Origin of the sequence: Photobacterium sagamiensis (genome assembly GCF_050337085.1) — a bacterium.
Taxonomy (GTDB): domain Bacteria; phylum Pseudomonadota; class Gammaproteobacteria; order Enterobacterales; family Vibrionaceae; genus Photobacterium; species Photobacterium sagamiensis.
The window spans coordinates 40495-62552 of record NZ_JAKJSP010000016.1; the positions used below are offsets into that span (position 1 = coordinate 40495).

The following is a 22058-nucleotide window of genomic DNA, read 5'->3' on the forward strand; positions in this document are numbered from 1 at the left end:
GACAAAACATGGATGTTATGCATATTGGATTAGTCGCACTGCTCTGCGCCATGACCGCGGTTATCGCCAACATGAGCGCCGCAGTATTCCACGATGGGATCCGCCCCATGCTTCCTCAGGTTGCGGATGGGAATATGACAAGGCGCGATGCGGGCTCTACCGCATTTGGCTTATCTATTGGTTTTGTTGTCTCTGTGGGGATTTCATTCACTCTTTCAACCGGCTTACTCAACCCTTGGTTGCTGTTTTTACCCACTGATGTTCTGGGCGTGATGATCGGCAGCCGCGTACTGGCCGGACTGGCTGGTGGCTTGTGGGGGATCTTGGTGGTCACATCGCTCACGGCAGTCAATACCGTATTAACCGGGTTGCCGATCGATGCATTAGGTGCCCTGGCCGAGCTGGGTACGCCGGTGATGTCGGCGTTTGCTCTGTTCCCGCTGCTTGCGATTTTCTATCAGTTTGGCTGGCGAGCCGGGGTGGTGGCAGCCGTTGTTGTTATCATTTCCCGCCTGCTGGTCATCAAATTCACCGCGATCTATCCTGAACCGATTCAGATCTTCATTGGTATGGTCATGTTAGTGGCTAGTGCTATCCGCAAAGATCTGACTGACAGGAAAAACGGGATATCACCACCCGATATGTCAGGTATGCACAGCCTGTTTGACGAGCGTAAAAGACGTATCGTCAAAAACCTGCCTTTCCTTGCTGTCACCGGCGCCCTGATTGCCGCAGTAGCGAACGCAGGTATTTTTGCCGGCTCGGAAGTGTCCATCTACACACTGGGCGAAGTGTACAAACAGACCGATCCTGTTGCTTATGATGCAGCGATGAAGCGGGTAGCACTGTCGGAGTTTATGCGCGGTCTCGCATTTCTCCCGCTGATCGCGACCACGGCTCTCACGACAGGGATTTACGGTGTCGTAGGAATGTCTTTTGTGTTTGTTGCCGGCTACCTTGCTCCTAGTATCCCGATCGCAGCGGCATTGGGTGCCGTTATTATTTGTGTTGAAGTCTTCCTGTTGCGAGGGATAGGCGGCTTCTTGGAGCAATTCCCGTCCATCCGCAATTCGTCAGATAACATTCGCAACTCAATGAATACCCTAATGGAGTTTGCATTGTTGATTGGTGGCGTACTGGCAGTGATGAAAATGGGCTCCACAACCGGATTCACTATCTTCGCTATCCTCTATTACTTTAACGAGGTTATGGGCCGGCCTGTACTTAAAATAGCAGTCCCGGTAGTTGCGGCCATCCTGACAGGTTTCATCCTGAACATATTGTATGTACTGGGACTTTTCACAATTTAACCCAAAAAAATTAGCATTAATATATTCATTGACCTACAAATAATAAGTGTATTGACACTGATGATTTTTGAAAGGATGTAAAAATATTATGGGGAGGGATCAGTTTGATTCCTCCCTGAGGCACCATACAATTCCCCCTTAGTTCAGTTGGTAGAACGGCGGATTGTTACGTTAATCCGTATGTCGCTGGTTCAAGTCCAGCAGGGAGACCCAGATTTAAGAAAACCACTCGTATGAGTGGTTTTTTTATACCTGCTGCTAACTCAATCACGATTCAGTAATGCCAACGATGTACAATTAGTAATAATTCGTTATGCGGATAAATAGCTAATAATATAATTTATAAGGAAATAGTAATGGAATTTTTATTGCTGGGGTTGATCCTGTTTATCGCCATCCATCTCTTGCCCACGATGCCAGGACCAAGGCAGCAGCTGATCGATAGGTTGGGCAGAATGCCCTATTTGGCGTTATTTTCCATTATTTCGGTGATTGCCTTACTGCTGATCTTCCACGGTTTTGCTCTGGCTCCCAAAGATCAGTTGTGGGCACCGCTGTCTTTTTCCCGGCCGCTGGCCCACGCCCTGATGCCCGTTGTTTTTATTTTATTGACTGCAGCCTATTTAGATACTCATATTCGCGCCAAGCTAAAACACCCTATGTTAATCGCCACCTGTCTCTGGGCCTTCGTTCACTTGCTGGCTAACGGTGATCTGGCTTCCACTGTGCTCTTTAGCGGTTTCTTTGCTTATGCTCTGATAGATATTTTTCTGGCTAAGCCGAGAACCAGCCTGGTGCCGAAGGGAAAACCGAAAGTGTTGTTTGATGTCATCGCCGTGGTGGTCGGATTGATCCTCTTTGGCCTGGTATTACGTGGCCATCAGACCCTGTTCGGTGTTGCTGTTATCGGTTGAGCATCTTGAGGTTACTTGGGTATACAACAAAGGCCGCATGATAGCGGCCTTTCGATTGTGAAGTCCGCAATTATGATGCGATAACGACACGGTTCTTTCCCTGATGCTTGGCTTGATATAGCGCATTGTCGGCTTTTGATAACAAAAGATCGACATTGGACGTGTTGTTCGACAGTGATGACACGCCCATACTGGCTGAAAAGCTCACATGTCCGCTACTTGTTGCCACCCTAAGCTTGGTTATGGCATCACAAAGACGCTCGGCTATGAATTCAGCTTGTTCAATATCGGTGTTAGGCAAAATTAACACAAACTCTTCTCCTCCCCAACGGCAGATAATGTCACTTTCCCTGATATTCTTTTTACTGATAGAGGCGAATACTTTAAGAATTATGTCACCGACATGATGACCATATTGATCATTGATAGCTTTAAAGTTGTCTAAATCAATCAGGACGCAACACAAAGGATTTGAATGAGTTTGATGATAAGCAAACTGTTTTGTCAGTAACTCCGATAATGCACGGCGATTGAGCAGATTGGTTAACCCATCGTAGTTAGCGCGATGCTCAAGCTGTTCACTTAGCAAGTGCTGCTCAGTGATATCCATCGCGGTGACCTGAACGACTCGCTCGCCATCCCATTGCACTGGCCTTGACAATATGCTTAGCCACACCGTTGAACCATCAGCACGCAGCCCTTTTACTTCGGTCTTAATTGCGTCTTTCTCTCCAGAAAGTAGCGCATGATTATCCTGATGGGCTTGTTGATGGTATCTCGAAGAGATTAACGGGAGAATAGAGTTTATATCCATCAAAGCTTGATCATCTTCAAATCCAAGCATCTGTGCATATGCCTGATTGCAAAACAAAGGTTTGAAATTTTGATGAACAACAATGCCTTGAATTGATCCATCAATCAGCTCGCGGTAGCGCTCTTCACTGGCTTGCAGTTTGCGGTGTGTTTCAACATGAGTGCTTAAATCAATAATCGTGATTTGCATGGCTTTCTCGCCTTGCCACTCAATAACATGATCAACCGTCAATACGATAAATTCATTTTCATTTTTGTCGATATTTTTGTAAGAGCGTACGCCGGGTTGTTCCTTCCCTGCCATGACAGCATTGTAGGTGTGAATAGCATTTTGACGTTCATGCGGAGCAATCAGTTGCAATAAGCTAGTCAGGGAGAGAATATCCTGACCAGATTGATACCCAAAGTAACGTGCGTAGTTATCATCAGCATACAGCGCCTTAAAATCCCGATGGATCACGACACCATAGTGGGACTTTATAAATTGTTGTTCATTGATCGCGGGGCTAAGGTTCACAAGCACATCATCTTATTCGTGTTGGGTTTATTGCAAAAAATCGGTGTGGTAAATTTGTACCTATTCGTAATCGCCCGCCCTCCAGCCTAGTGTCTTTACTCTAATTTCGACTGAAAAAAAAGCAGTCCATCCCGCTGAATCATCAACAAACCCAATGGTTAGCATCTGCTGACTAAACTGTTTTCAGAAAAAGGTTACAAGATAAAAACGTCATATTCCCCCCTGCGAACAGCACGAGGGGAGTATGACGGTAGCGCATATTAAGCCCAAAAATAATGATCTTGCTCCCAAAAATTGATACGGCTTATGTCAATGATACTAAATCTATCAGTTAGCCCTGATTTATCCTTCCCTGTATCCTAAGTACCCTAGAAATCATCTATCTGACCTTTGGTCGATATTCTTATAAATGCGTCTGAAAGGTTGTGATGGTTTCAGAGATGAACGATGATAAATCACGAAGAAGGTCGTACTTTGATCCAGCTTTATATAAATTAATTAGGAAACATCATGAAAATTATGAAGATCAGCTGGGCTGACTTGTGTGGCTACGGCGATTGGCTAACCCCAGCCGCGGCACTGAAATTCGCAAACGGCGATTACACGCATGTTGAGTCTCAGGGCGAGATCATGAAGTGCGAGCTGAGTTATGACGATGACGGCGCTCCGTTGGTGGGGTTGGGAAAACAGATCCACTAAACGGACAGAAATAACCGAGAGCACAGAAATAATATATTCAGAAAGGGATCTGCCAAGATCACGAACTTGTAACTGCCGGGATCCGTTTAATCTCCCCACACCCAATACCCAAACAACTTCAAGATGCAGGATTCAGAGTGATATCAGCATGTCCAGTTCAAGGAAAATGACGGTAGGAATGGCGGGCCCCTTTCAACGTCATTTGACAACGAAATGGGCCTGCTGAATCACTCCCGAAGGGCGAGTTGACTGGGCTGGTATGCTGTGTTGCTGCTTTTTAACGTAGAGCTACTATGTCTTCAAATCAGCGCCTTGCCTACCAGTCCAGTCATTCTCGCTGAAACGAGTATCTTGAAGTCGTTTGGGTATATACTCAACAATACAGATGGGGGATAAGGATGTACAAAGCACTGTTTTTTGATCTCAGCGGGGTATTGTATGTTGGCACCCAGGCAATACCCGGTGCCGTAGAAGCAATAAACCGCGCCCAAGCCAGTGATCTTGAGGTCCGCTTTGTCACCAATACCTCCCGCAAGACCTGCGTCCAGATCTATGAAGATCTTATTGCCCTGGGATTTGACATCGATCTGCGGCAGATCTACACCGCTCCCGCCGCTGTCAAGGCACTGCTACAGCAACATCAGTGGCGCCCCTACTGCCTGATCCACAAAAATATCCAGCCTGAATTTGCCGATCTTGATCAAACTCGGCCAAATGTAGTGCTTATCGGCGATGCCGAAGATGGTTTTTGCTATGAGTCACTGGATCATGCTTTTCAGCTCTGTCAAAACGGCGCAACGCTGATCGGCATTGGTCGTAACCGCTATTTTAAGCTCGGTGGTCAGCTGCATCTGGATGCCGGCCCTTTTATCCAGGCCATTGAGTACGCTGCCAGTACCGAAGCGATTATTGTCGGTAAGCCGTCCGCTGAATTTTTTAACCAGATTGTGGCTGCGACAACCGCTCCTGCTGACGCGATTTTGATGGTGGGTGATGATGTTTTCGGTGACGTTGAAGGAGCCCTGAATGCCGGGCTACAAGCTTGCCTGGTCAAAACAGGCAAGTACCAGCCGGGCGATGAAAATTTGCTTGCCAGACAATTCCTCTGTGTTGACTCTGTGGTGGAGGCAGTAGATGTAGCCCTGAACGACTCTGGCGATACAAGCCAGGTGAAGTGAGCCAGAGAGGCTCACAATACATACGGTTGTGTTGCTGCGATGAAAATAGCAGTGGAGATGAGGGCGCTGGTAGCGTTGTTGAAAAAAGAAAGCCAGCAACAATGCTGGCTTTATATCTCGTGATCTGTAAAGCTGAAAAATTATCCTCCCCAGCTTTTACTGCCGCTGGATGATTTACTGCTACTCCAGCTCGATTTTGCTGACACCGTTGAGCCAAACCCACCCCGAGAAATAGTACGGCTTACCGTTGGCTTAGGCTTCATTTGATCTTTTGAAACCCGAACCTTGCTTTTCTTATAGCTGCTTTTACCGTAATCGTAACCGTCAGCCGTCGTCCAGCGATCATAGAAAATACTGCCCGGATAATAAGAGCGGAACATAGGTTGGGAATAATAACCCCGGTTATTGTCCATCATCCGACCAAACATAAAGCCCGCCATCGCCGGCATAAACCAGTTGTTGTTGGACGATTGCATACACGCATTAGCCCCGAACTCGGCCACGCAATCATTTTGGGTCTGATACTTCGGTGCCGTGCGCTCGGCTTCTTCTAATGCATTCTGGTAGGCGGCTTGACATTCACTGCTGTAATTTGGGTTGTCATCAATACAGTCGTCTAAGCCCTGATAAATAGATGCATCACTACTATTGTCACTGCATCCTGAGAGTACAGCACCTGCAAACGCTACGGTGATCGGCGTAACAGAGAATGTACGCCAATTTTTACGCATACTTGCCAGTACAACCTGCTTACTTCGTTTCATCGCGGCGGCTCCTAGTAAGTCATGCAAGCGGCATTAAGTAGGCCAACCGAGACAGAAGTGGCAGCCATCACGATACCCGCGGGTACTTCCCCTGCTTCAATACGTTCTACAATCTTCGGCATGAAACCAAAGCGAATGATGATGAAAGCGATAAGTTGAGCGATAAGTGCCACGACACCCCAAACCGCAAAGTCGACTAAGTTGACTGAGTTACTGGCAGCGCCAGCAACAGCCAGACAGTAGCCAATGATGGAGCCAGACAGGGCAATGGCTGCGGAGATATTTTTCTCGTCTTTCACCAGTTTCCATTCGTCGTGCGGGGTAAAGCGCACGTAGACAAATTTAAACAGTAACAAGAAAACCAGTGACAGTGAGAAATACAGTAAAAAGGCACCAAGGCCCGCTAAAGAGTTCGCTAAAACATCCATGTGAGTTCCTAATTATTAGAGAGTTACAAACTAGCCAATCAGCTTAAAGTCTGTCGGTGAAAGGTTGATGCCAGTACTGGTAGCCAGACTGTGTTCGGCACGGTTATGGATTATTTTTTCTTCGCCAGCAACTAATAGGCATTCGAAGATATCGTTGCCGATCTCTCGCTCGTAAATCATGACGAATTGATCGGTTTCGCTAATAGAGCCATTTTCTAGCCAGGTTTTTTCTGTCATCGCGACAGGACGGCTGTTATCCCATACCTTTTCAAAAGTATGGCCTTCCAGTTCCCAGGCGGGTTGCACAATTTGATTGTGAAGTAAGTGCTTCCACTCAGATTCTGTATCAATCGGTTTAGTGTCGTAAAAATAATAAAGTTTTACTTCGCTGACATCGGCTTCAGTCTGGCCATGAGTAAGTACCTGAATAAAACCATCATCATCGGTATAATAGCGGAGCAGGCGAGTTTGCTCATCAAGCTGAACCTCGCCAACGGCCTTAATGAGCTGAGTGCGCGAAGCCCCTTCAATGATAAGGTCGGGTTCGATAAGACGCAGTTTAAGATCATCTAATTCGAATGCTCCACCAAGCCGTAAACCTAGTATTTCAGGCGCTTGTTGAATGGGTTTTTCAGCTGTTGTTTTCTTCTTAAACCAATCAAACATTGTTATTCCTGATCAGATGTCGATGAGTATTTAGGGTTGGAAACAGCGTCTTTTTTACCACGCAAACGTCTGAATACGTTCGTCCGCAATATAAAAAAGCGTAGCACCCGGGGGAACTTCACGGCTAAGTATTGGATTGAGTTCAATGCCTGCGCCGGTATCAATTGCAATCAGTGTAGCTTCATATTGTTGCTTAAAACGAGTGAACAATGCATCGATGCTGGTGGCAGAACAATGGTCAGGGTAGGTAACAGAATATTGAGTCATCCCTCGATGGCTGCTGAGCAGTTCATGGTGTAGTCCACTTGAACCTGGATCGATTGCGGCTTTAGCCAGCATTTCGACGGCGACGGATGGAATACATTCCGCATTCGGGCAGTGTTGTTTTAACAGTTGGCTTAGCGCTTCGTCATTGAAATAGGCGAGCAAATGCGCTTCTGGATTTTTGCTGGCGCAATACAGAGCTGCCGACAGCGTTATATCGTCTTCCGGGTTGTCGATAATGATACAGCTAGCATTCGTGACACCGGCTCTTGCCATGCCATCATTGTCGGTAAAACTGGTGACCCGGACAAACTCGACCTCTCCCGGCAGGGGGTTCTCGATTTCAGGGCGAACACACAGCACGATAGGGCGGTGACCTTTCTCTTCGTGTTGCAACATCTTGATCAGATGCAGGGTGCGCTGTTCATTCCAGCCCAACACCAGGATATGGTTGTTCACTTTAAGACTCCGTTTTCCTAATAGCCCGCTTTTCCAGTAGTGAATAAATACGGTAGCGATACGGCCGACACAAATGGCGAAAAGACCCAATCCGCCCGGTATAACGAATAAGGCGGCGACCCATTTACCTGCTGCCGTCGTCGGTGACATATCGCCGTAGCCGACTGTCGATGCCGTAACGAACAGGTAATAAATAAAATCGGTAAAAGTGCGAGTGAGTACATGCTCACTCGCAATGGTTAGTAATACCCAGCTGATCGCGATATATCCAAGCAGCGATAGCAATAGGTTGCGTCCATTCAGTTGGCCAAATTGAAATAGTGCCCACCGACGAACTAGCAACCATACAGACATGTATACCTCCAGGTTTTAGAATTCTGTTATTTGCCTAAGATCCGTGCTAACTCATCTTCTGCAGATGATTTTCCACCCGGGGTAATACCCGCTTCGGCCAGTTTTTTATCCAGGCTGCTACCTGATTGCTCTTCGGCCATTTCAGCTGCTGCTTCAAGTTGCGCTGATTTTTCTGCTTGGCGTTGCTTAATGCGCTCAAGAGATTCAACGGCGGTGTGCATTTTTGCATTAGCACCCACGTTGGTAGCAGATACCGCGGCTTGTGCTTTCTGCACCGCTTCATTGGCCTTAACAACATCAACCTGTTGTTCCAGCTGGCGTAGTTTGTCTTTCGCTTGGGCAATATTGGTACGCATACTTTGTTCTGATTTCACAAACTGGTCTAAGTATATTTGCTCAGCCTGTTGTTCGGTGCGCAGGTTCGCGACTTTCTGGGCACATTCAAGAGCAAGATCTTGCTGACCATTTTCCATGGCACCACGCGCATGGCCTTCATATTCATTAATGCCATTGGTGAAGGCATCCACTTTCTGCTGTGACATTTTACGCTTAGCGACAATGCTGACCAATGCTTCATCAGAGCGGCGAAGCTCTTGTTTGGCCTCACGGATTTCCTGATCAAGAATACGCAGTGCCTGGCTATCAGCAACGTTTTCGGCTGCTTCATTGGCACCACCTTTAATGGCAGTAAATAATTTTTTCCAGACACTCATTATGCAATCTCCGCGAGGTGGTCTTGGTATAGTTCAATAAAGGCTTCAACATTACGAAATAGCGTTGCCACTTCAATGACGATACTTTCAGCTTTGGATTGAGAAGACAACGAACCAAAAGCGACATAGTAACTGTCTCCCTGGATCTCATTGATACCAATCGTAGAGAGCGGGAACATCTTATGAGTCCGTAATATGTCGTTGTTTAGCGCATTGATGTCTTTAACTTGTTGCTGAGGGAAAAGCAGTACTTCAACTAAGATCTGCTCACCAGAAACTGCCAGAAACGCCTCGATACTATCTTCGTTGCGGATAACGAGGGTTTGTTCACTTGCTTCTACTTGCCAACCTTCATGTTCGGTCAGAACGGGGAGAAGATCTGATAATTGCCATGTCATTAATATTACCTTCTTTCTCATTAAGTGAGTATTCGATTTGCTTTCCATATGACAGCAGAAATACAACAAAATTCATTTGCTACCGGAGGCATATAAGCCAATTTTCTCTCAGACGTCAACTGAGTGCCTCTGATTTTCTGAGTTACTGGATCTATACAGTAAATATTATGAGTTTGCTAATACATAATTAAAGTGATGAAACGCACGCTTGCCATTGTTTTTGTGACGATTCTGTTAATGCTGGTTGATTTGCTCTGGTTATGACATTGAGGGGTACGGTCTGATTATGATTTAGAGCAAAGTCTGATGAAGATCGATAGCGAGGCGGTAGGCGATATTTCGGCACTGAAAGCGGGCAATAATATTGATATTGTCCATATTACGTATGATGCCGTTGCGGGTCATATTTCATCAAGTGACACTGAATTTTCTCGTCGCTCAATTCAACTTCAGCGTAGGAAATCAGAGAATCTGTCGCAAGATCAAAAAAGCCAAACTGTGTAAAACACAGTTTGGCGATAATAGCTAAAGGGAAGAGCAAGTGTGCTCTTCTCTTATTATTTTGTGAAACAGACGCTTAGTTCAGCAGTTCTTTCGCAGTGTTAACCACGTTTTCAACCGTGAAGCCAAACATCTTGAATAGCTCGCCTGCTGGTGCAGATTCACCGAAGGTAGTCATACCGATGATACGGCCGTCCAAACCTACGTACTTGTACCAGAAGTCAGCAATACCGGCTTCAACAGCAACACGTGCTGTTACGTCAGCGGGCAGTACCGCTTCACGGTAAGCTGCATCTTGCTTGTCGAATAGGTCTGTAGCTGGCATAGAAACGACGCGAACCTTACGGCCTTCAGCTGTTAGCTGTGCGTAAGCTTCTGTTGCGAGCTCAACTTCAGAACCTGTTGCGATAAAGATAAGCTCAGGCTTGCCTTCACAATCTTTCAGGATGTAACCACCCTTCGCGATATCAGCAACTTGTGCTTCAGTACGATCTTGCTGTGCAAGGTTCTGACGCGAGAAGATCAATGATGTCGGGCCATCTTTGCGCTCGATAGCGTATTTCCAAGCAACTGCAGATTCAACCTGATCACATGGACGCCATGTGCTCATGTTTGGTGTCAGGCGTAGAGAAGAAACTTGCTCTACCGGCTGGTGGGTAGGACCATCTTCACCCAGACCGATTGAGTCGTGAGTGTAAACCTGGATGTTCTGCACTTTCATCAGTGCCGCCATACGCAATGCGTTACGTGCGTATTCCATAAACATCAGGAATGTTGCGCCGTAAGGAACAAAACCGCCGTGAAGGGCGATACCGTTCATGATCGCTGTCATACCGAATTCACGTACACCGTAGTGGATGTAGTTACCCGAGAAATCATTCGTTTCTAGCGACTTAGAACCAGACCACATAGTCAGGTTAGAAGGCGCAAGGTCAGCAGAGCCGCCCATAAACTCAGGTAGCATTGCACCAAACGCTTCTAGTGCGTTTTGAGACGCTTTACGTGATGCGATGTTTGCTGGGTTTGCCTGAAGATCAGCAATGATAGCGTTAGCTTTTTCTTCCCACTGTGCAGGAAGGTCACCAGCGGTACGGCGTTTGAATTCCGCTGCTAGCTCAGGGTGTGCTGCTGCGTATGCGGCAAACTTCTCGTCCCATGCTGCTTCTTTTACTGCACCAGCTTCTTTCGCGTTCCACTCAGAAGCTACGTCTGCAGGGATTTCGAAAGGACCGTGGTTCCAACCCAGGAATTCACGTGCTGCTGCGATTTCTTCTGCACCTAGTGGCGCACCGTGACAGTCATGAGAGCCTGCTTTGTTTGGAGAACCAAAACCGATGATAGTTTTGCAGCAGATAAGCGTCGGCTTGCCTGTTTCAGCTTTAGCGGCTTCGATAGCTGCGTTGATTGCGTCAGCATCGTGACCGTCAACAGCTGGGATTACGTGCCAGCCGTATGCTTCGAAACGCTTAGGTGTGTCGTCAGTGAACCAACCTTCAACTTCACCATCGATAGAGATACCGTTGTCATCCCAGAAAGCAACCAGCTTACCAAGACCTAGTGTACCCGCTAGAGAACATGCTTCGTGAGAGATACCTTCCATCATACAACCGTCACCTAGGAACGAGTATGTGAAGTGATCAACGATGTCATGGCCTTCGCGGTTGAACTGTGCAGCAAGCGCTTTTTCAGCCATTGCCATACCTACCGCGTTAGTAATCCCCTGGCCTAGTGGGCCAGTTGTTGTTTCGATACCTGGCGCATAACCGTATTCTGGGTGACCCGGTGTTTTAGAATGCAACTGACGGAAGTTCTTCAGATCATCGATAGACAGTTCGTAACCTGTCAGGTGAAGTAAAGAGTAGATCAACATTGAACCATGACCGTTTGATAGGATAAAACGGTCGCGATCAGCCCACTCTGGGTTTTGTGGGTTGTGGTTCATGTGGCTGCGCCATAGAACTTCAGCGATATCAGCCATACCCATTGGCGCACCAGGGTGGCCAGAGTTAGCTTGTTGAACACCGTCCATGCTCAGGGCACGGATTGCATTTGCGAGGACTTTACGTTCCATACTTATGTCACCAAAAATTAAATCAATTCAAAATAGTAAGAAAGCGGCTAAAGGCCGCTTTCTGAAATTATGTTAAGGCTTATAGACGCTCAGCAATCATGACTTCAAGCTTGCCTTGGTCAACCGCAAAGTTGCGGATGCCGTCAGCTAGCTTCTCAACAGCCATTGGATCTTGGTTGTGCTCCCATAGGAAGTCTGCGTGAGTCATTGCAGCTGGACGTTCTTTGATTTCAACGTCAGAGAATAGCTTCTGAACCACATCACCTTCAGCATCGCTTAGTGCTTGAAGTAAGTCAGGGCTGATTGTCAGACGGTCACAACCTGCTAGTTCAAGGATCTCACCCATGTTACGGAAGCTTGCGCCCATAACCACTGTGTTGTAGCCGTGTTCTTTGTAGTAATTGTAGATACCCGCTACAGAAACAACACCTGGATCTTCTGATGCTTCGAACTCACGACCTTCTTTCGCTTTGTACCAGTCCATGATACGACCAACGAAAGGAGAAATCAGGAAAACGCCTGCTTCTGCACATGCACGAGCCTGAGCAAAAGAGAACAGTAGAGTAAGGTTACAGTTGATGCCTTCTTTCTCTAGTACTTCAGCAGCACGGATGCCTTCCCAGGTAGAAGCCAGTTTGATCAGGATGCGATCGTTAGTGATGCCAGCATCGTTATACATTTTAATAAGCTGACGAGCTTTTGTGATGCTGCCTTCTGTGTCGTAAGAAAGACGAGCGTCTACTTCAGTCGAGATACGGCCTGGTACCACTTTCAGGATTTCTTTACCGATGTTAACGGCAAGCATGTCGCAAGTGTCTTGAACCTGCTGGGCTTTGTCGTCGCTCTGAGCTTTAGCGTAAGCAATTGATGCGTCGATAAGAGGAGCGTATTCAGCAATCTGGGCTGCTTTCAGGATCAATGACGGGTTGGTCGTTGCATCTTCAGGCTGATATTTGCTGATTGCTTCGATGTCGCCAGTGTCAGCAACAACAGTAGTTAGCGCGCGCAGTTGTTCCAGTTTTGTGCTCATATCTTTCGACCCTTAACGTGATAGGACATTGTTTCAATGCTAGCTTAAATTAAAGCTAGACAAAGTATATTTACGTGCTCTTAACTTAAATATCGCAAACCATAAATACACCAAGTGAGCGGATGTATTGGTTAGGAGCAATTGATGTGATGATAATTGTCTTTTTACTGCAAGTTGTCAATTGTTAGCCATGCTAAATCGTGTTTGGATCTCATTTTTTCATGGTTAATATATTCCAGCCCAAGTTATTACTGAATTTGTTGATGGTTGGTTTTTGGACTGACATGTAATGAGTGAGCAAATGATCTGTAGTTAAATCATTTGCTCATTTTCTGGCTGGCCGGTAACCATAACTTGCTGCTGAATTTCTTGGATCAGTCGATCTAATGCTGAGATTAATGCCGTCATTTCGCAATCGGTTGGTATTTCGCTGGCTTTGACGCGTTTTTCGACGACTTGAGCGGCTTCGCTTAGTTGATAAGCACAGATACTGCCGGACACCCCTTTTAGGGTATGGCTGATCAAGATAGCGGCATCGAAATCCTGCTCGTCCAGAGCCTGCTCAAACCTCTCAACATCGTTGCGATGCTCTTCGGTAAACATGATCAGAAATTGCACAACACTATCGTGGTCGTGATCCATCATTTCCAGTAGGCTATTCAAGTCAACCTGTCGAAACTGCTCCGGTTGCAGCTGAACACCGCTTGTCAGTGGTGATGTCTCAGCCGGCTCAATCTTGCTATCGTCGAGGTAGTCGAGAGTCATACTGATTGATGGCAAGCTTTCTGGCGGCAGGCTTTCCCAGCCTGATGCGGTTATGCAGGTATCCATTTCGGGGAGTGGTTCAGACTGAGATCTGCGCACCGTCGCCATGCTGGTAATTTGGCCTTTAAATCGTTGCAGGGCATCAAGTAGTTTACGCTCGTCCAGAGGTTTGGTGATCACGCAATCAGCTCCGGCATCTATCATGGTCTTCTGGGTTTCTTCAAATACATCGGCCGTACAGGCAAAAATAGGTATCTGGTGAATGGGTGATAACAGTGCCCGGATACGTTTTGTGGCTTCAATCCCATCCATGACCGGCATGTGGTTGTCCATCAGAATCATATCGAAGTATTCATCATCGAGTATTCTCAAAGCCTCCTCACCATTTTCAACCACTTGGGTTTGAAAACCGTGTTGCTTCAGGAAGGAATCGATGATTAAGACATTGAGGTGATTATCTTCAACGATGAGCACTTTGAGATCAATAAAGGCACTTTGATCAAACTCGACTTCCGATTGCTCTTCTTGTTCATAGTGACCTGGATTGACCGTTAAGGTCACAATAAAGGTTGAACCTTCTCCGGGCTGGCTCTCTAGTTGAATATCGCCACCCATTAGCTCGGTGAGTTGTTTAACAATACTTAAGCCTAAGCCTGTACCGCCAAAGCGTCGGCTGGTTGATACCTCAGCCTGAGCAAACGGATCAAAGATCATTGGTATGCGGTCTTGCGCGATGCCAATACCGGTATCCTGAGTAATGATGGTGAGCACACTTTCATTGGGTTGATGGCCAGCCTGTTGTTTCAGGGTGACACGCACTTCCCCTTTATCGGTAAATTTAATCGCATTGCTGGTGAGATTGAATAATATCTGGCGAATGCGGGCTTTGTCTGCATAGAACCAGTTTGATGGTTCAAATTCACAATCAATGTAGAAGCCGATCCCTTTCTCTTTAGCAAGAGAGTAGTAGGTGCTTTCAATGGTGCCGATCAAATCGGTAAAACAAAAGTGCGTTTTATCAAGCTTTAGCTGGCCTTGTTCGATTTTAGAGAAATCCAGAATATCATTGAGCAGTGACATCATATGTTTGCCCGAATCAAGCAATGTTCGCAAATGATGTTCTTGCTCTGTTGTCAGATCGGTTTTCAGCAGTAACTGGGAAAGCCCCAGCATGCCATTCATCGGGGTACGAATTTCATGAGATAAGTTTGCCAGAAAGGCCGACTTGGCTCTGTCTGCATCTTCGGCCTTGTGCAGTGCCTGATTCAGACGCTGGGTATCGGAAGATATTTTATCCGCCCCCTGGTTTAAGGCAGCATGAAGTACCTGAAACTCATGAGGGCCTGTAAATGTTTCATTACGAGAATAGTTCCCCAGTTTAAACTGGGCGGCAAAGCGCGACAGTTTTGTTAATGGCACCGTGATACGTTTGGTTAAAGTAATCGATAAGACAATCACCATACAGGCGGTAAACAATAGCGCCAGCATAAAGTAGCTATGCAGGTAATCGATCACTTTTGTTGCGGTATGCTGTGGGGTTATGGTCACTAACGACCACAGAGGCTGGTTGTTATTATCAAGGGTGTTCAATTTGGAAATAGTGGTAATGAGTTCATCACCATAGCGGTTAGTGTAGTGAGTCACTCCTCCCCGCTCATTGTCGGTCTGGAACGTTCCTTGATCATAGTTCTGTTTAAAGTTACTGAGAGCCTGCAGGACGCGCCCCTGATACTTACCTGAGAGTATGGCGTCACCTTGTTGATTTATAAGGAAGACATAGTCGGCATTACTAATATGATCGCCTAGGTAGTTCAGCCGTTCATTAATTTCACTCAGTCGGTATTCCACCAATAACAGGCGCTCTTTTTCGCTGCGGGGATTAGGCGAATGGGAGTTGCTGACTTTGGTGATAAACAACAGGCAGGGGACCGAGGTGACATTTTGTGGCACTGCGATATAAGTCTTATTCGGCGTTGAGTTTATCTTGCCCATAATGCCGGTGAAATCATTTAAGCCAAATTTTTTCAGCTCGTTTGCCAGGTTAACCGGTTGACCTGCAAGGGATGATTCAGCGATCTTGAAGTGTTCGCCCTCTTTCTCAACCAGGTGAATGGCGTTAAAGGCTTGATCAACAGCGCTCAGCTCGGCCAAGTAATGGCTGATAAAACTTTTGTTATTAGAAGATGCGCTAAGGGTGATCGATGCGTCTAATTCAAAAACGGGTGAGTTAGCCAGTGTTTTCAGGCTAAGCAGGCGTTTGGCAAAAATATCATCAATGTTTTGCGCTGCAATCTCTGTACGGTTGTGAATACCCTGAGATATTTGCTCAAGTGCAACCGTCGACCATTTCTCGCTGCTTATCCAGCTATAAATGAACGCAGGAATAATACCTACCGAAAGCATACTGGCCAGTAAAATAGGTTTGATTTTATGTGGGAATAATCGCATCACTATCCCTAACATCCTTGTTTGTCGCGAAAAGCCCGCTACTTCTTTAACATCTTAAGAACAAATATAACAATAATATTAATTAGAGGCTTTGCAAGATAGAAGAAAGTCGATCCAGACAGCAAAGTTTAATACCCAAACCACTTCAAGATGTATGATTCAGAGTTTCCAGAGGAGTTTCCAAGGAGCGAGTTTCAGTGGTTTTTATACTGCGTTAGCCATCTTCCAAATAGAACTTCTATTCGCTCATATGGCTGCTTTGCCTAAAAGCCACTGAATTCTCGCTGAACATGTTCTCTGACTAACTTAATAGCTGCTCTAAGGTAAGCGGTGCAGCGGTTAAGCCAACTTGCTGCGCTGGGGTCAGGCCAGAACGATCCTGGCGGCATAGGTTATGCCATGCACGGTAAATATCCAGTAATGGCAATAGCCCTGCCGGTCGCAGTTTGCGACGGGGCTCATCGACTAATTGCGAAAACTGGTCGTGGAAGCGGGTTTGGTATTCACTGATAGTTCGATGAGACGCGATTTCCATCCATTTCTTTTCATTGTCTTTTTCACCGCCGATATGGCATATACCTTTGCCGATGTCACCATGGCGGGTGAAGGCCCAGCGATCACGCCACCAGCTCATTAACACGATATCAATACGTCCAGCAGGCTGACCATGTCGCCAGTCTTTATCTTCGATGACATAAAGCGGATGAATACTTTTATCTTTAATACGGTTAAGGAAAACAGAGATACATGCCGAACGCAATAAAGTTTCCTGAGGCATAAAAAGAGACAGTGACTCATTATATTCAAGCATTTGTGACAAATGCAGGTAGTGCGCGTAAACAGTGTACTGTGGACGGACTAAGCACCCTTTGGTCGGATAATTAATTCGCGGAAGATGGCTGAGCGGATCTTCCATATTAGGGCGGGCCAGTACTTCGCGGTATGTTGCATCCACGCGAGCCAGAATACCTTGAGGAGCCGGCAACGGTACTTCAACCAACTGCGCGTTGGGTGCTGCCATAAAACGGGTATCGTCTTGGTAAGGGTCGTGATCATTGCTGGGATTATCGACATCGGACGGGTGATAATTCACATGCTGGCCAACGACATAGCCTGATGTTGCTTCACCTGTGGCAATCCATAACACACCGTTACCACTGTTTGGTTGCAATGGCTTTAAATCTGATGCGAGCGATAAGGTTTGCGCATGTTTAAACAAGCGGGCATCAAACATCGATAGCTGACGGCGGCAGCGGCTGGCAATATGCGAGAGCTGATCATAAAAGGTTTTCGGGTTCATTCCCAGGCGACGGCAAATGTCTCGTACTGAATAGCCAGTAAATAACATAGCTAACAGTTTTTGCTGAACCATATGCTTGCCATTAAAACCTGACCAGCGATCGACAAAAGTGGCCTGGCAGCATTTGCAACGGTATCGTTGGCGATCACCGCTGTAGCCAAAGGCATGATAAAGATGGCGATGGGTCAGTACCGGAAGGCCGAGATTTCTACAGTCAGGATTATTACAAGCAGGCAGGCCACTGCTTTGTGCGATTTTAAGACGAGAAACTTCAGCCACGACATCGTGGTTATTGAGAACCGGGGGAAACGCACCACATTCACGACAGATCATTGTTGGTCTGCGGGGATTAGAGTGTTGCACTACGTAGTTATGTTCATCCATTGAACCAAAATTACGGCAGCTGACTGTTTTACAGTGATTAAGCTGTAAATGCCCGTAAGCTGGTGGCAACAGGGTTGCAGAGGATACTGGGTGAAGTTTTTTCATCATGGCAGCCTAACCTTATCCTTGTGCATAAGCCAGGAGAAGAGAAGGGGACTGAATAAGAGGTAGCCCTCTTATTCAGTGCAGTATTAGCCGCCCACAAGTCAGCTGATATTGAACATAGATCGCCTGAAAAAAGCATCAATGTATGATGATGTTTTTCTCAATTCAAATTGTGCAAGACGCCACATATTACAAAATGTTGAGCTGCGATTATGCTCAAGAACAGCCTCCCTGTGGACACTAATTTCCCTTTTTCCACATTACTCATTACGTAACGTTAAAAACGTTGCCGTTAAGAGCTATGCCATTAGAACTGATGACATAATAATTATGCAATCAATTAGAATAATGGCATAGGTCTTAACTCTGTCTGAGACAGAGGTAGCGGCCAGAGAATCGGGGAAAACCCTGACCGCTAAATACTTTTTACTCAAACGGGATTAGATGCTGATCGCTGTTTCCAGTGCGACGTTCATCATCTCGTTGAAAGACTTCTGACGGTCTTCCGAACTTAGTTTCTCACCACGAGTGATGTGGTCAGATACGGTCAGGATAGTCAGTGCTTTTGCACCAAGCTCAGCCGCCACACCGTAGATACCGGCAGCTTCCATATCGATACCCAGAATGCCAAGCTTTTCCATTTTTTCGAATAAGTCAGCTTCAGGGCTGTAGAACAGATCCGCAGAGAATACGTTACCGACACGAACAGGTACTTTTTGTTCGCGCGCTTTGCCCACAGCAGTTTCTAGCAGGTGGAAATCAGCAATAGCAGCGAAATCATGGTCGTTGAAACGGATACGGTTAACTTTGGAATCGGTGGATGCACCCATACCAATGATGACATCCATCAGTTTTACGTCATCACTTACGGTGCCACAGCTACCAACACGGATAACATTTTTAACACCGAAATCTTTGATCAGCTCATGAACATAGATAGAGCATGATGGGATGCCCATACCGTGGCCCATTACAGAAACACGCTTACCTTTGTAAGTGCCTGTGAAACCAAGCATGCTGCGTACGTCACACACTTGCTTTACATCTTCCAGGAAGTTTTCAGCAATAAACTTTGCGCGTAACGGATCACCTGGCATTAGGACTGTTTCAGCAAAATCACCAAGTTCAGCATTGATATGTGGGGTAGCCATGGCTCACTCCTAGGAATTTGTTATTAAAAGGGTTTAAGTATTTAAGAGAAAAAACGTTCAACAATAGTTTGGTATGCCATACCGCCAAGGTAAACACCAACGATGCCCATAATGCCTGGTAATACTGGTGGCGCAGGCAGTGGTAGCTTAACCGCACTAAAAAATAAGCCAACAATTAAGCCTGCAAAAATAGCCAGCAGAATCTCGTTCATGTGTTTACCCTCTATTGTCTTGCATATTCAATGTATGACGGCTTGATTCAGGCTTGCTCTTTCTATCTTCTTCATTGAAGTCCAGTTCGTTACAAATCAACTGCTCTTCACAAGTCACTCGCGCTTCAGAGAGAAATAGATAAGGTGCCTTTGCGTTGTTGCCGTTCGATGTGGAGAAGTTTATGGAATTCGCGGCCTTCATCTAGCGATCATGATCACATTTTAGTTTCTAATGATGAAAAAAAAACGCATTGATTACCAAAAGTGTTGAAAATGTGATGAAGATCGTTTGCTCGTCAGTCGTTGTGGTTTGGTTGAAAAGTGAACTTATCAATAAGAATCGTACGTTATTTGTTGAAAGTGAAAGGTTTTATATTGATATTTATTGATAACTTACATTATGAAATGGATTTCACAGAAATGTGATCTTGTAATGGATTTCATCGTTTTAGTACACAGAAATAGGATAAAAGGTTTAGTTTGCCTTATAACGGTGGGTTTATATGTATGGCTATTTTTTTGGTAAATCCGTAAATATCATGCGGATGGAGATGTACTGGTGTGATCATTGTATTGCACCTTGTAATGCAGAAGCAAGGTAGCCAATAGATTCTAGATGATAAAATGCAGGAGTTTGTATCCGGTTCGCTGGAATAATCAAAGGTTGAGCACGAAAAAAAGTAACAAAATTGGCGTATAAGTAAAAATAGGCTAAAGATAAAACATATCAAATAACAATAACTTGATTACATTTGATTCTATTTTAATTGTTAAGCGAGGGAATGTAGCGATGAAAAAGATTTTACTTGCCGCAACACTGGCATTGATTTGTATGCCTGCCAGCGCTGATATTTTGGGGCTCTCGGTGGGGGCCAGCGTTGGGGCTGCCAGCATTGAATATGACGGCAACAGTGAATATGGCTTTGAATACGGCATTAATGCGACTTATCAGATCAATGATATTTTCAGTGTTAATGCTGGCGTGGTGCAAGGAAGTGCAGAAGTCGACGCCAGTGGAAATGCGACAAAAAACGATATTGATTATACCGCTTTTCCGCTTACTCTTCGTGGTGACTTCCCCTTGCTTATCGGTAGCTTGTACGCCAAAGCGGGTACTAACTATTACGACGTTGACAGGGAATTATCCGGCATCACAGTGACTGATGATGGTTGGGGGTTTACCGGTGGAGCCGGTGTCGTTCTGACGCTGATCCCGTTGGTGGATTTCACCTTAGGGTATGAATACCGCGATATGGGCGATGTGACCAATAATGCAGTCATTTTTGGTGTCGGTATAGGGCTGTAATACTCACCGCCCGAGCCGTAACAGGAAACCAACGAAAAGCCGCAATTGCGGCTTTATACCCAAAGATCATGCAACTAAAATAGTCTAAAAATTCATCAAAGTCGGAATTGAGTCAAAGTAAAGCGCGGCAGGGAGCCCTACCATATGAAGAATAGAACAATAGGGTGAGTACATCATGACTAATTATGAACACTACCTTACGACCGTTGAGCAAATCTATCCGGTGGTTCTTCGCAAACTGACCACTCCTTGGCGAATTGAATACCGGGATGCATTGCAGGAACAAAATCCGAAAGGTTGTGTGGATATCAATCTTGTCGCCGAGGATGCTACCGTATTCCACCGGTTAAAAATTTCGGCCAATAAAACAGAGATGTGGCCCGACAAGCAAGCGGTTAATGACGCACTGGTTGAATACATTATTCGTGGTGCTGCGCGAATGGCACCGCTGCGTCAGGCAGCGTACCGCAAAAATGTCGCCTACTGGCTGGAAAGTTGCCTGCAGGTGGTACATTCAGTCATGATCAGCAAAGCAGAACTTCAGCAAGCGGTTAGTGATAACGCTTATCCGTATCCGAGCAAAGTTAAATTGAATGGTGATTACCTTCCATGCTGGGTGTTGTGTGAAAAAGAGCAACTGCTGGTGGTGTCTGTTATTGATAGCCGATCCGGCCAGTTCGGCCTTACCCAAAATGTAGACGCAAGCCAATTGGTTGATTTTGAGCGCTGGTTTGAGGCGCAGGTGATCGATTCTGCTGAAGAGTCGATTGATACAGCCACTGAACATGTCAAAGATTTAGTGAAATCGACTGAGAAGCATGACGACAGCGAGCCTGATCTGGTGGATGCGGTGAAACATCCTAGTGCATCAACATTGAGTCCGGTGGTGAGTGTGATGCTGATGATGGGGATTGTGGTTGCGTTCTTTGTTATTTTTAAATTCCAGCTAGGTTTTTAGGTATTGCGGTGGCTGATTGAATTACTGCAAGACCAAGATTCGCGATGACTGAGGTTTTCACGTTAGGTATTATTATCGTTGGTCTTAGGCGTGAAATCTTATAAGATTCACGCCATTATTCTCGTTGTCGAGGTAGGTTATGTATAACCTGGCACTGTTATCCCAAGCTGAAAAAAACCGCATTGAATTAGATAAGCAAGCTGCTTACACCGTATGGAAAGTCAAAAATTCCAAAGCGGGATATGAGGCGTTTACTGAACAAAGTAATAATATTGAAGACGATGACGATCGTGATTTTTTCAATCAGGCTGTCAGCAAATATAAAACCAAAATGGGTATCAAATAATACC

The 22058-nt window shown here is 45.8% G+C and carries 22 protein-coding genes and 1 tRNA gene; 9 read left to right on the top strand and 14 right to left on the bottom strand.

The genetic code is table 11. The features are described from left to right. Positions 1–8: 8 nt before the first annotated feature. The 3 genes from L4D76_RS06805 to L4D76_RS06815 all read left to right on the top strand — a co-directional run bounded on the left by L4D76_RS06805 (position 9) and on the right by L4D76_RS06815 (position 2224). Positions 9–1310: a YhfT family protein gene (locus L4D76_RS06805; RefSeq protein ID WP_428440164.1), complete on the top strand. Its 1302-nt coding sequence runs from the start codon at positions 9–11 to the stop codon at positions 1308–1310. A gap of 132 nt (positions 1311–1442) precedes the next feature. Next, positions 1443–1523: transfer RNA gene (locus L4D76_RS06810), tRNA-OTHER, on the top strand. A 143-nt stretch (positions 1524–1666) separates the two neighbouring features. Next, positions 1667–2224, top strand: coding sequence for an NnrU family protein (locus tag L4D76_RS06815; protein ID WP_428440165.1), 558 nt, complete (start codon positions 1667–1669; stop codon positions 2222–2224). A gap of 70 nt (positions 2225–2294) precedes the next feature. Here the strand turns inward: L4D76_RS06815 and L4D76_RS06820 are convergent, their stop codons facing one another. Beyond that, on the bottom strand, positions 2295–3554 hold the full coding sequence (locus L4D76_RS06820; RefSeq protein ID WP_428440166.1) for a sensor domain-containing diguanylate cyclase: 1260 nt from the start codon (positions 3552–3554) through the stop codon (positions 2295–2297). Between the two features lie 510 nt (positions 3555–4064). On the opposite strand from L4D76_RS06820, the gene L4D76_RS06825 reads away from it, so the two are divergent. Together L4D76_RS06825 and L4D76_RS06830 are read left to right on the top strand one after the other, a co-directional pair. Beyond that, the gene (locus L4D76_RS06825) at positions 4065–4253 is read left to right on the top strand and encodes a hypothetical protein (protein WP_428440167.1); all 189 of its coding nucleotides are present in this window, start codon (positions 4065–4067) and stop codon (positions 4251–4253) included. 398 nt (positions 4254–4651) lie between these two features. Continuing rightward, positions 4652–5431: a TIGR01458 family HAD-type hydrolase gene (locus L4D76_RS06830; protein WP_428440168.1), complete on the top strand. Its 780-nt coding sequence runs from the start codon at positions 4652–4654 to the stop codon at positions 5429–5431. A gap of 140 nt (positions 5432–5571) precedes the next feature. On the opposite strand, the gene L4D76_RS06835 is transcribed toward L4D76_RS06830, so the two are convergent. From L4D76_RS06835 to L4D76_RS06860, 6 genes are read right to left on the bottom strand one after another with little or no spacing between them, the layout of a single operon-like run. Continuing rightward, positions 5572–6195, bottom strand: coding sequence for a DUF1190 family protein (locus tag L4D76_RS06835; protein WP_428440169.1), 624 nt, complete (start codon positions 6193–6195; stop codon positions 5572–5574). Positions 6196–6206: 11 nt separating this feature from the next. Then, entirely contained in the window at positions 6207–6623 is a 417-nt protein-coding gene (locus tag L4D76_RS06840) for a DUF350 domain-containing protein (protein ID WP_428440170.1), read from the bottom strand. Positions 6624–6653: 30 nt separating this feature from the next. Continuing rightward, complete coding sequence (locus L4D76_RS06845; RefSeq protein ID WP_428440171.1) at positions 6654–7289, bottom strand: YjfK family protein; 636 nt, start codon at positions 7287–7289, stop codon at positions 6654–6656. Between the two features lie 54 nt (positions 7290–7343). Further along, complete coding sequence (locus tag L4D76_RS06850) at positions 7344–8366, bottom strand: potassium channel family protein (RefSeq protein WP_428440172.1); 1023 nt, start codon at positions 8364–8366, stop codon at positions 7344–7346. 26 nt (positions 8367–8392) lie between these two features. Then, positions 8393–9079: a PspA/IM30 family protein gene (locus L4D76_RS06855; RefSeq protein WP_428440173.1), complete on the bottom strand. Its 687-nt coding sequence runs from the start codon at positions 9077–9079 to the stop codon at positions 8393–8395. Beyond that, on the bottom strand, positions 9079–9477 hold the full coding sequence (locus L4D76_RS06860; RefSeq protein WP_428440174.1) for a DUF2170 family protein: 399 nt from the start codon (positions 9475–9477) through the stop codon (positions 9079–9081). Before L4D76_RS06860 ends, L4D76_RS06855 begins: the two co-directional genes overlap by 1 nt. Before the next feature lie 306 nt (positions 9478–9783). On the opposite strand from L4D76_RS06860, the gene L4D76_RS06865 reads away from it, so the two are divergent. Then, on the top strand, positions 9784–9981 hold the full coding sequence (locus L4D76_RS06865; protein ID WP_428440175.1) for a DUF3734 domain-containing protein: 198 nt from the start codon (positions 9784–9786) through the stop codon (positions 9979–9981). A 73-nt stretch (positions 9982–10054) separates the two neighbouring features. On the opposite strand, the gene tkt is transcribed toward L4D76_RS06865, so the two are convergent. From tkt to L4D76_RS06900, 7 genes are all read right to left on the bottom strand, one after another. Then, positions 10055–12049, bottom strand: a complete 1995-nt coding sequence (gene tkt, locus L4D76_RS06870) for a transketolase (protein WP_428440176.1) — start codon at positions 12047–12049, stop codon at positions 10055–10057. A 79-nt stretch (positions 12050–12128) separates the two neighbouring features. Further along, entirely contained in the window at positions 12129–13079 is a 951-nt protein-coding gene (tal, locus tag L4D76_RS06875) for a transaldolase (RefSeq protein WP_428440177.1), read from the bottom strand. A gap of 312 nt (positions 13080–13391) precedes the next feature. Then, positions 13392–16292, bottom strand: a complete 2901-nt coding sequence (locus L4D76_RS06880; protein WP_428440178.1) for a hybrid sensor histidine kinase/response regulator — start codon at positions 16290–16292, stop codon at positions 13392–13394. Between the two features lie 301 nt (positions 16293–16593). Then, the gene (locus L4D76_RS06885) at positions 16594–18084 is read right to left on the bottom strand and encodes a transposase (RefSeq protein WP_428440179.1); all 1491 of its coding nucleotides are present in this window, start codon (positions 18082–18084) and stop codon (positions 16594–16596) included. A gap of 437 nt (positions 18085–18521) precedes the next feature. Beyond that, on the bottom strand, positions 18522–19232 hold the full coding sequence (gene deoD, locus L4D76_RS06890; RefSeq protein ID WP_428440180.1) for a purine-nucleoside phosphorylase: 711 nt from the start codon (positions 19230–19232) through the stop codon (positions 18522–18524). Positions 19233–19273: 41 nt separating this feature from the next. After that, entirely contained in the window at positions 19274–19444 is a 171-nt protein-coding gene (locus L4D76_RS06895) for a XapX domain-containing protein (RefSeq protein WP_107283883.1), read from the bottom strand. A 4-nt stretch (positions 19445–19448) separates the two neighbouring features. After that, on the bottom strand, positions 19449–19646 hold the full coding sequence (locus L4D76_RS06900; protein ID WP_428440181.1) for a hypothetical protein: 198 nt from the start codon (positions 19644–19646) through the stop codon (positions 19449–19451). Between the two features lie 588 nt (positions 19647–20234). Here L4D76_RS06900 and L4D76_RS06905 point away from each other — a divergent pair. The 3 genes from L4D76_RS06905 to L4D76_RS06915 all read left to right on the top strand — a co-directional run bounded on the left by L4D76_RS06905 (position 20235) and on the right by L4D76_RS06915 (position 22054). Continuing rightward, the gene (locus tag L4D76_RS06905) at positions 20235–20750 is read left to right on the top strand and encodes a porin family protein (RefSeq protein WP_428440182.1); all 516 of its coding nucleotides are present in this window, start codon (positions 20235–20237) and stop codon (positions 20748–20750) included. A gap of 175 nt (positions 20751–20925) precedes the next feature. Beyond that, positions 20926–21708, top strand: a complete 783-nt coding sequence (locus L4D76_RS06910; protein WP_428440183.1) for a hypothetical protein — start codon at positions 20926–20928, stop codon at positions 21706–21708. A gap of 139 nt (positions 21709–21847) precedes the next feature. Further along, on the top strand, positions 21848–22054 hold the full coding sequence (locus L4D76_RS06915; protein ID WP_428440184.1) for a DUF3283 family protein: 207 nt from the start codon (positions 21848–21850) through the stop codon (positions 22052–22054). The last annotated feature ends 4 nt before the right edge of the window (positions 22055–22058 follow it).

Bases quoted from the DNA above. Each gene is read 5' to 3' on its own strand.
- L4D76_RS06845 (WP_428440171.1), bottom strand. From the start codon at position 7,289: ATGTTTGATTGGTTTAAGAAGAAAACAACAGCTGAAAAACCCATTCAA.
- L4D76_RS06905 (WP_428440182.1), top strand. From the start codon at position 20,235: ATGAAAAAGATTTTACTTGCCGCAACACTGGCATTGATTTGTATGCCT.
- L4D76_RS06835 (WP_428440169.1), bottom strand. From the start codon at position 6,195: ATGAAACGAAGTAAGCAGGTTGTACTGGCAAGTATGCGTAAAAATTGG.
- tkt (WP_428440176.1), bottom strand. From the start codon at position 12,049: ATGGAACGTAAAGTCCTCGCAAATGCAATCCGTGCCCTGAGCATGGAC.
- L4D76_RS06900 (WP_428440181.1), bottom strand. From the start codon at position 19,646: ATGAAGGCCGCGAATTCCATAAACTTCTCCACATCGAACGGCAACAAC.
- L4D76_RS06910 (WP_428440183.1), top strand. From the start codon at position 20,926: ATGACTAATTATGAACACTACCTTACGACCGTTGAGCAAATCTATCCG.
- L4D76_RS06840 (WP_428440170.1), bottom strand. From the start codon at position 6,623: ATGGATGTTTTAGCGAACTCTTTAGCGGGCCTTGGTGCCTTTTTACTG.
- L4D76_RS06885 (WP_428440179.1), bottom strand. From the start codon at position 18,084: ATGATGAAAAAACTTCACCCAGTATCCTCTGCAACCCTGTTGCCACCA.
- L4D76_RS06850 (WP_428440172.1), bottom strand. From the start codon at position 8,366: ATGTCTGTATGGTTGCTAGTTCGTCGGTGGGCACTATTTCAATTTGGC.
- tal (WP_428440177.1), bottom strand. From the start codon at position 13,079: ATGAGCACAAAACTGGAACAACTGCGCGCGCTAACTACTGTTGTTGCT.
- L4D76_RS06895 (WP_107283883.1), bottom strand. From the start codon at position 19,444: ATGAACGAGATTCTGCTGGCTATTTTTGCAGGCTTAATTGTTGGCTTA.
- deoD (WP_428440180.1), bottom strand. From the start codon at position 19,232: ATGGCTACCCCACATATCAATGCTGAACTTGGTGATTTTGCTGAAACA.
- L4D76_RS06830 (WP_428440168.1), top strand. From the start codon at position 4,652: ATGTACAAAGCACTGTTTTTTGATCTCAGCGGGGTATTGTATGTTGGC.
- L4D76_RS06865 (WP_428440175.1), top strand. From the start codon at position 9,784: ATGAAGATCGATAGCGAGGCGGTAGGCGATATTTCGGCACTGAAAGCG.
- L4D76_RS06860 (WP_428440174.1), bottom strand. From the start codon at position 9,477: ATGACATGGCAATTATCAGATCTTCTCCCCGTTCTGACCGAACATGAA.
- L4D76_RS06915 (WP_428440184.1), top strand. From the start codon at position 21,848: ATGTATAACCTGGCACTGTTATCCCAAGCTGAAAAAAACCGCATTGAA.
- L4D76_RS06880 (WP_428440178.1), bottom strand. From the start codon at position 16,292: ATGCGATTATTCCCACATAAAATCAAACCTATTTTACTGGCCAGTATG.
- L4D76_RS06805 (WP_428440164.1), top strand. From the start codon at position 9: ATGGATGTTATGCATATTGGATTAGTCGCACTGCTCTGCGCCATGACC.
- L4D76_RS06825 (WP_428440167.1), top strand. From the start codon at position 4,065: ATGAAAATTATGAAGATCAGCTGGGCTGACTTGTGTGGCTACGGCGAT.
- L4D76_RS06815 (WP_428440165.1), top strand. From the start codon at position 1,667: ATGGAATTTTTATTGCTGGGGTTGATCCTGTTTATCGCCATCCATCTC.
- L4D76_RS06855 (WP_428440173.1), bottom strand. From the start codon at position 9,079: ATGAGTGTCTGGAAAAAATTATTTACTGCCATTAAAGGTGGTGCCAAT.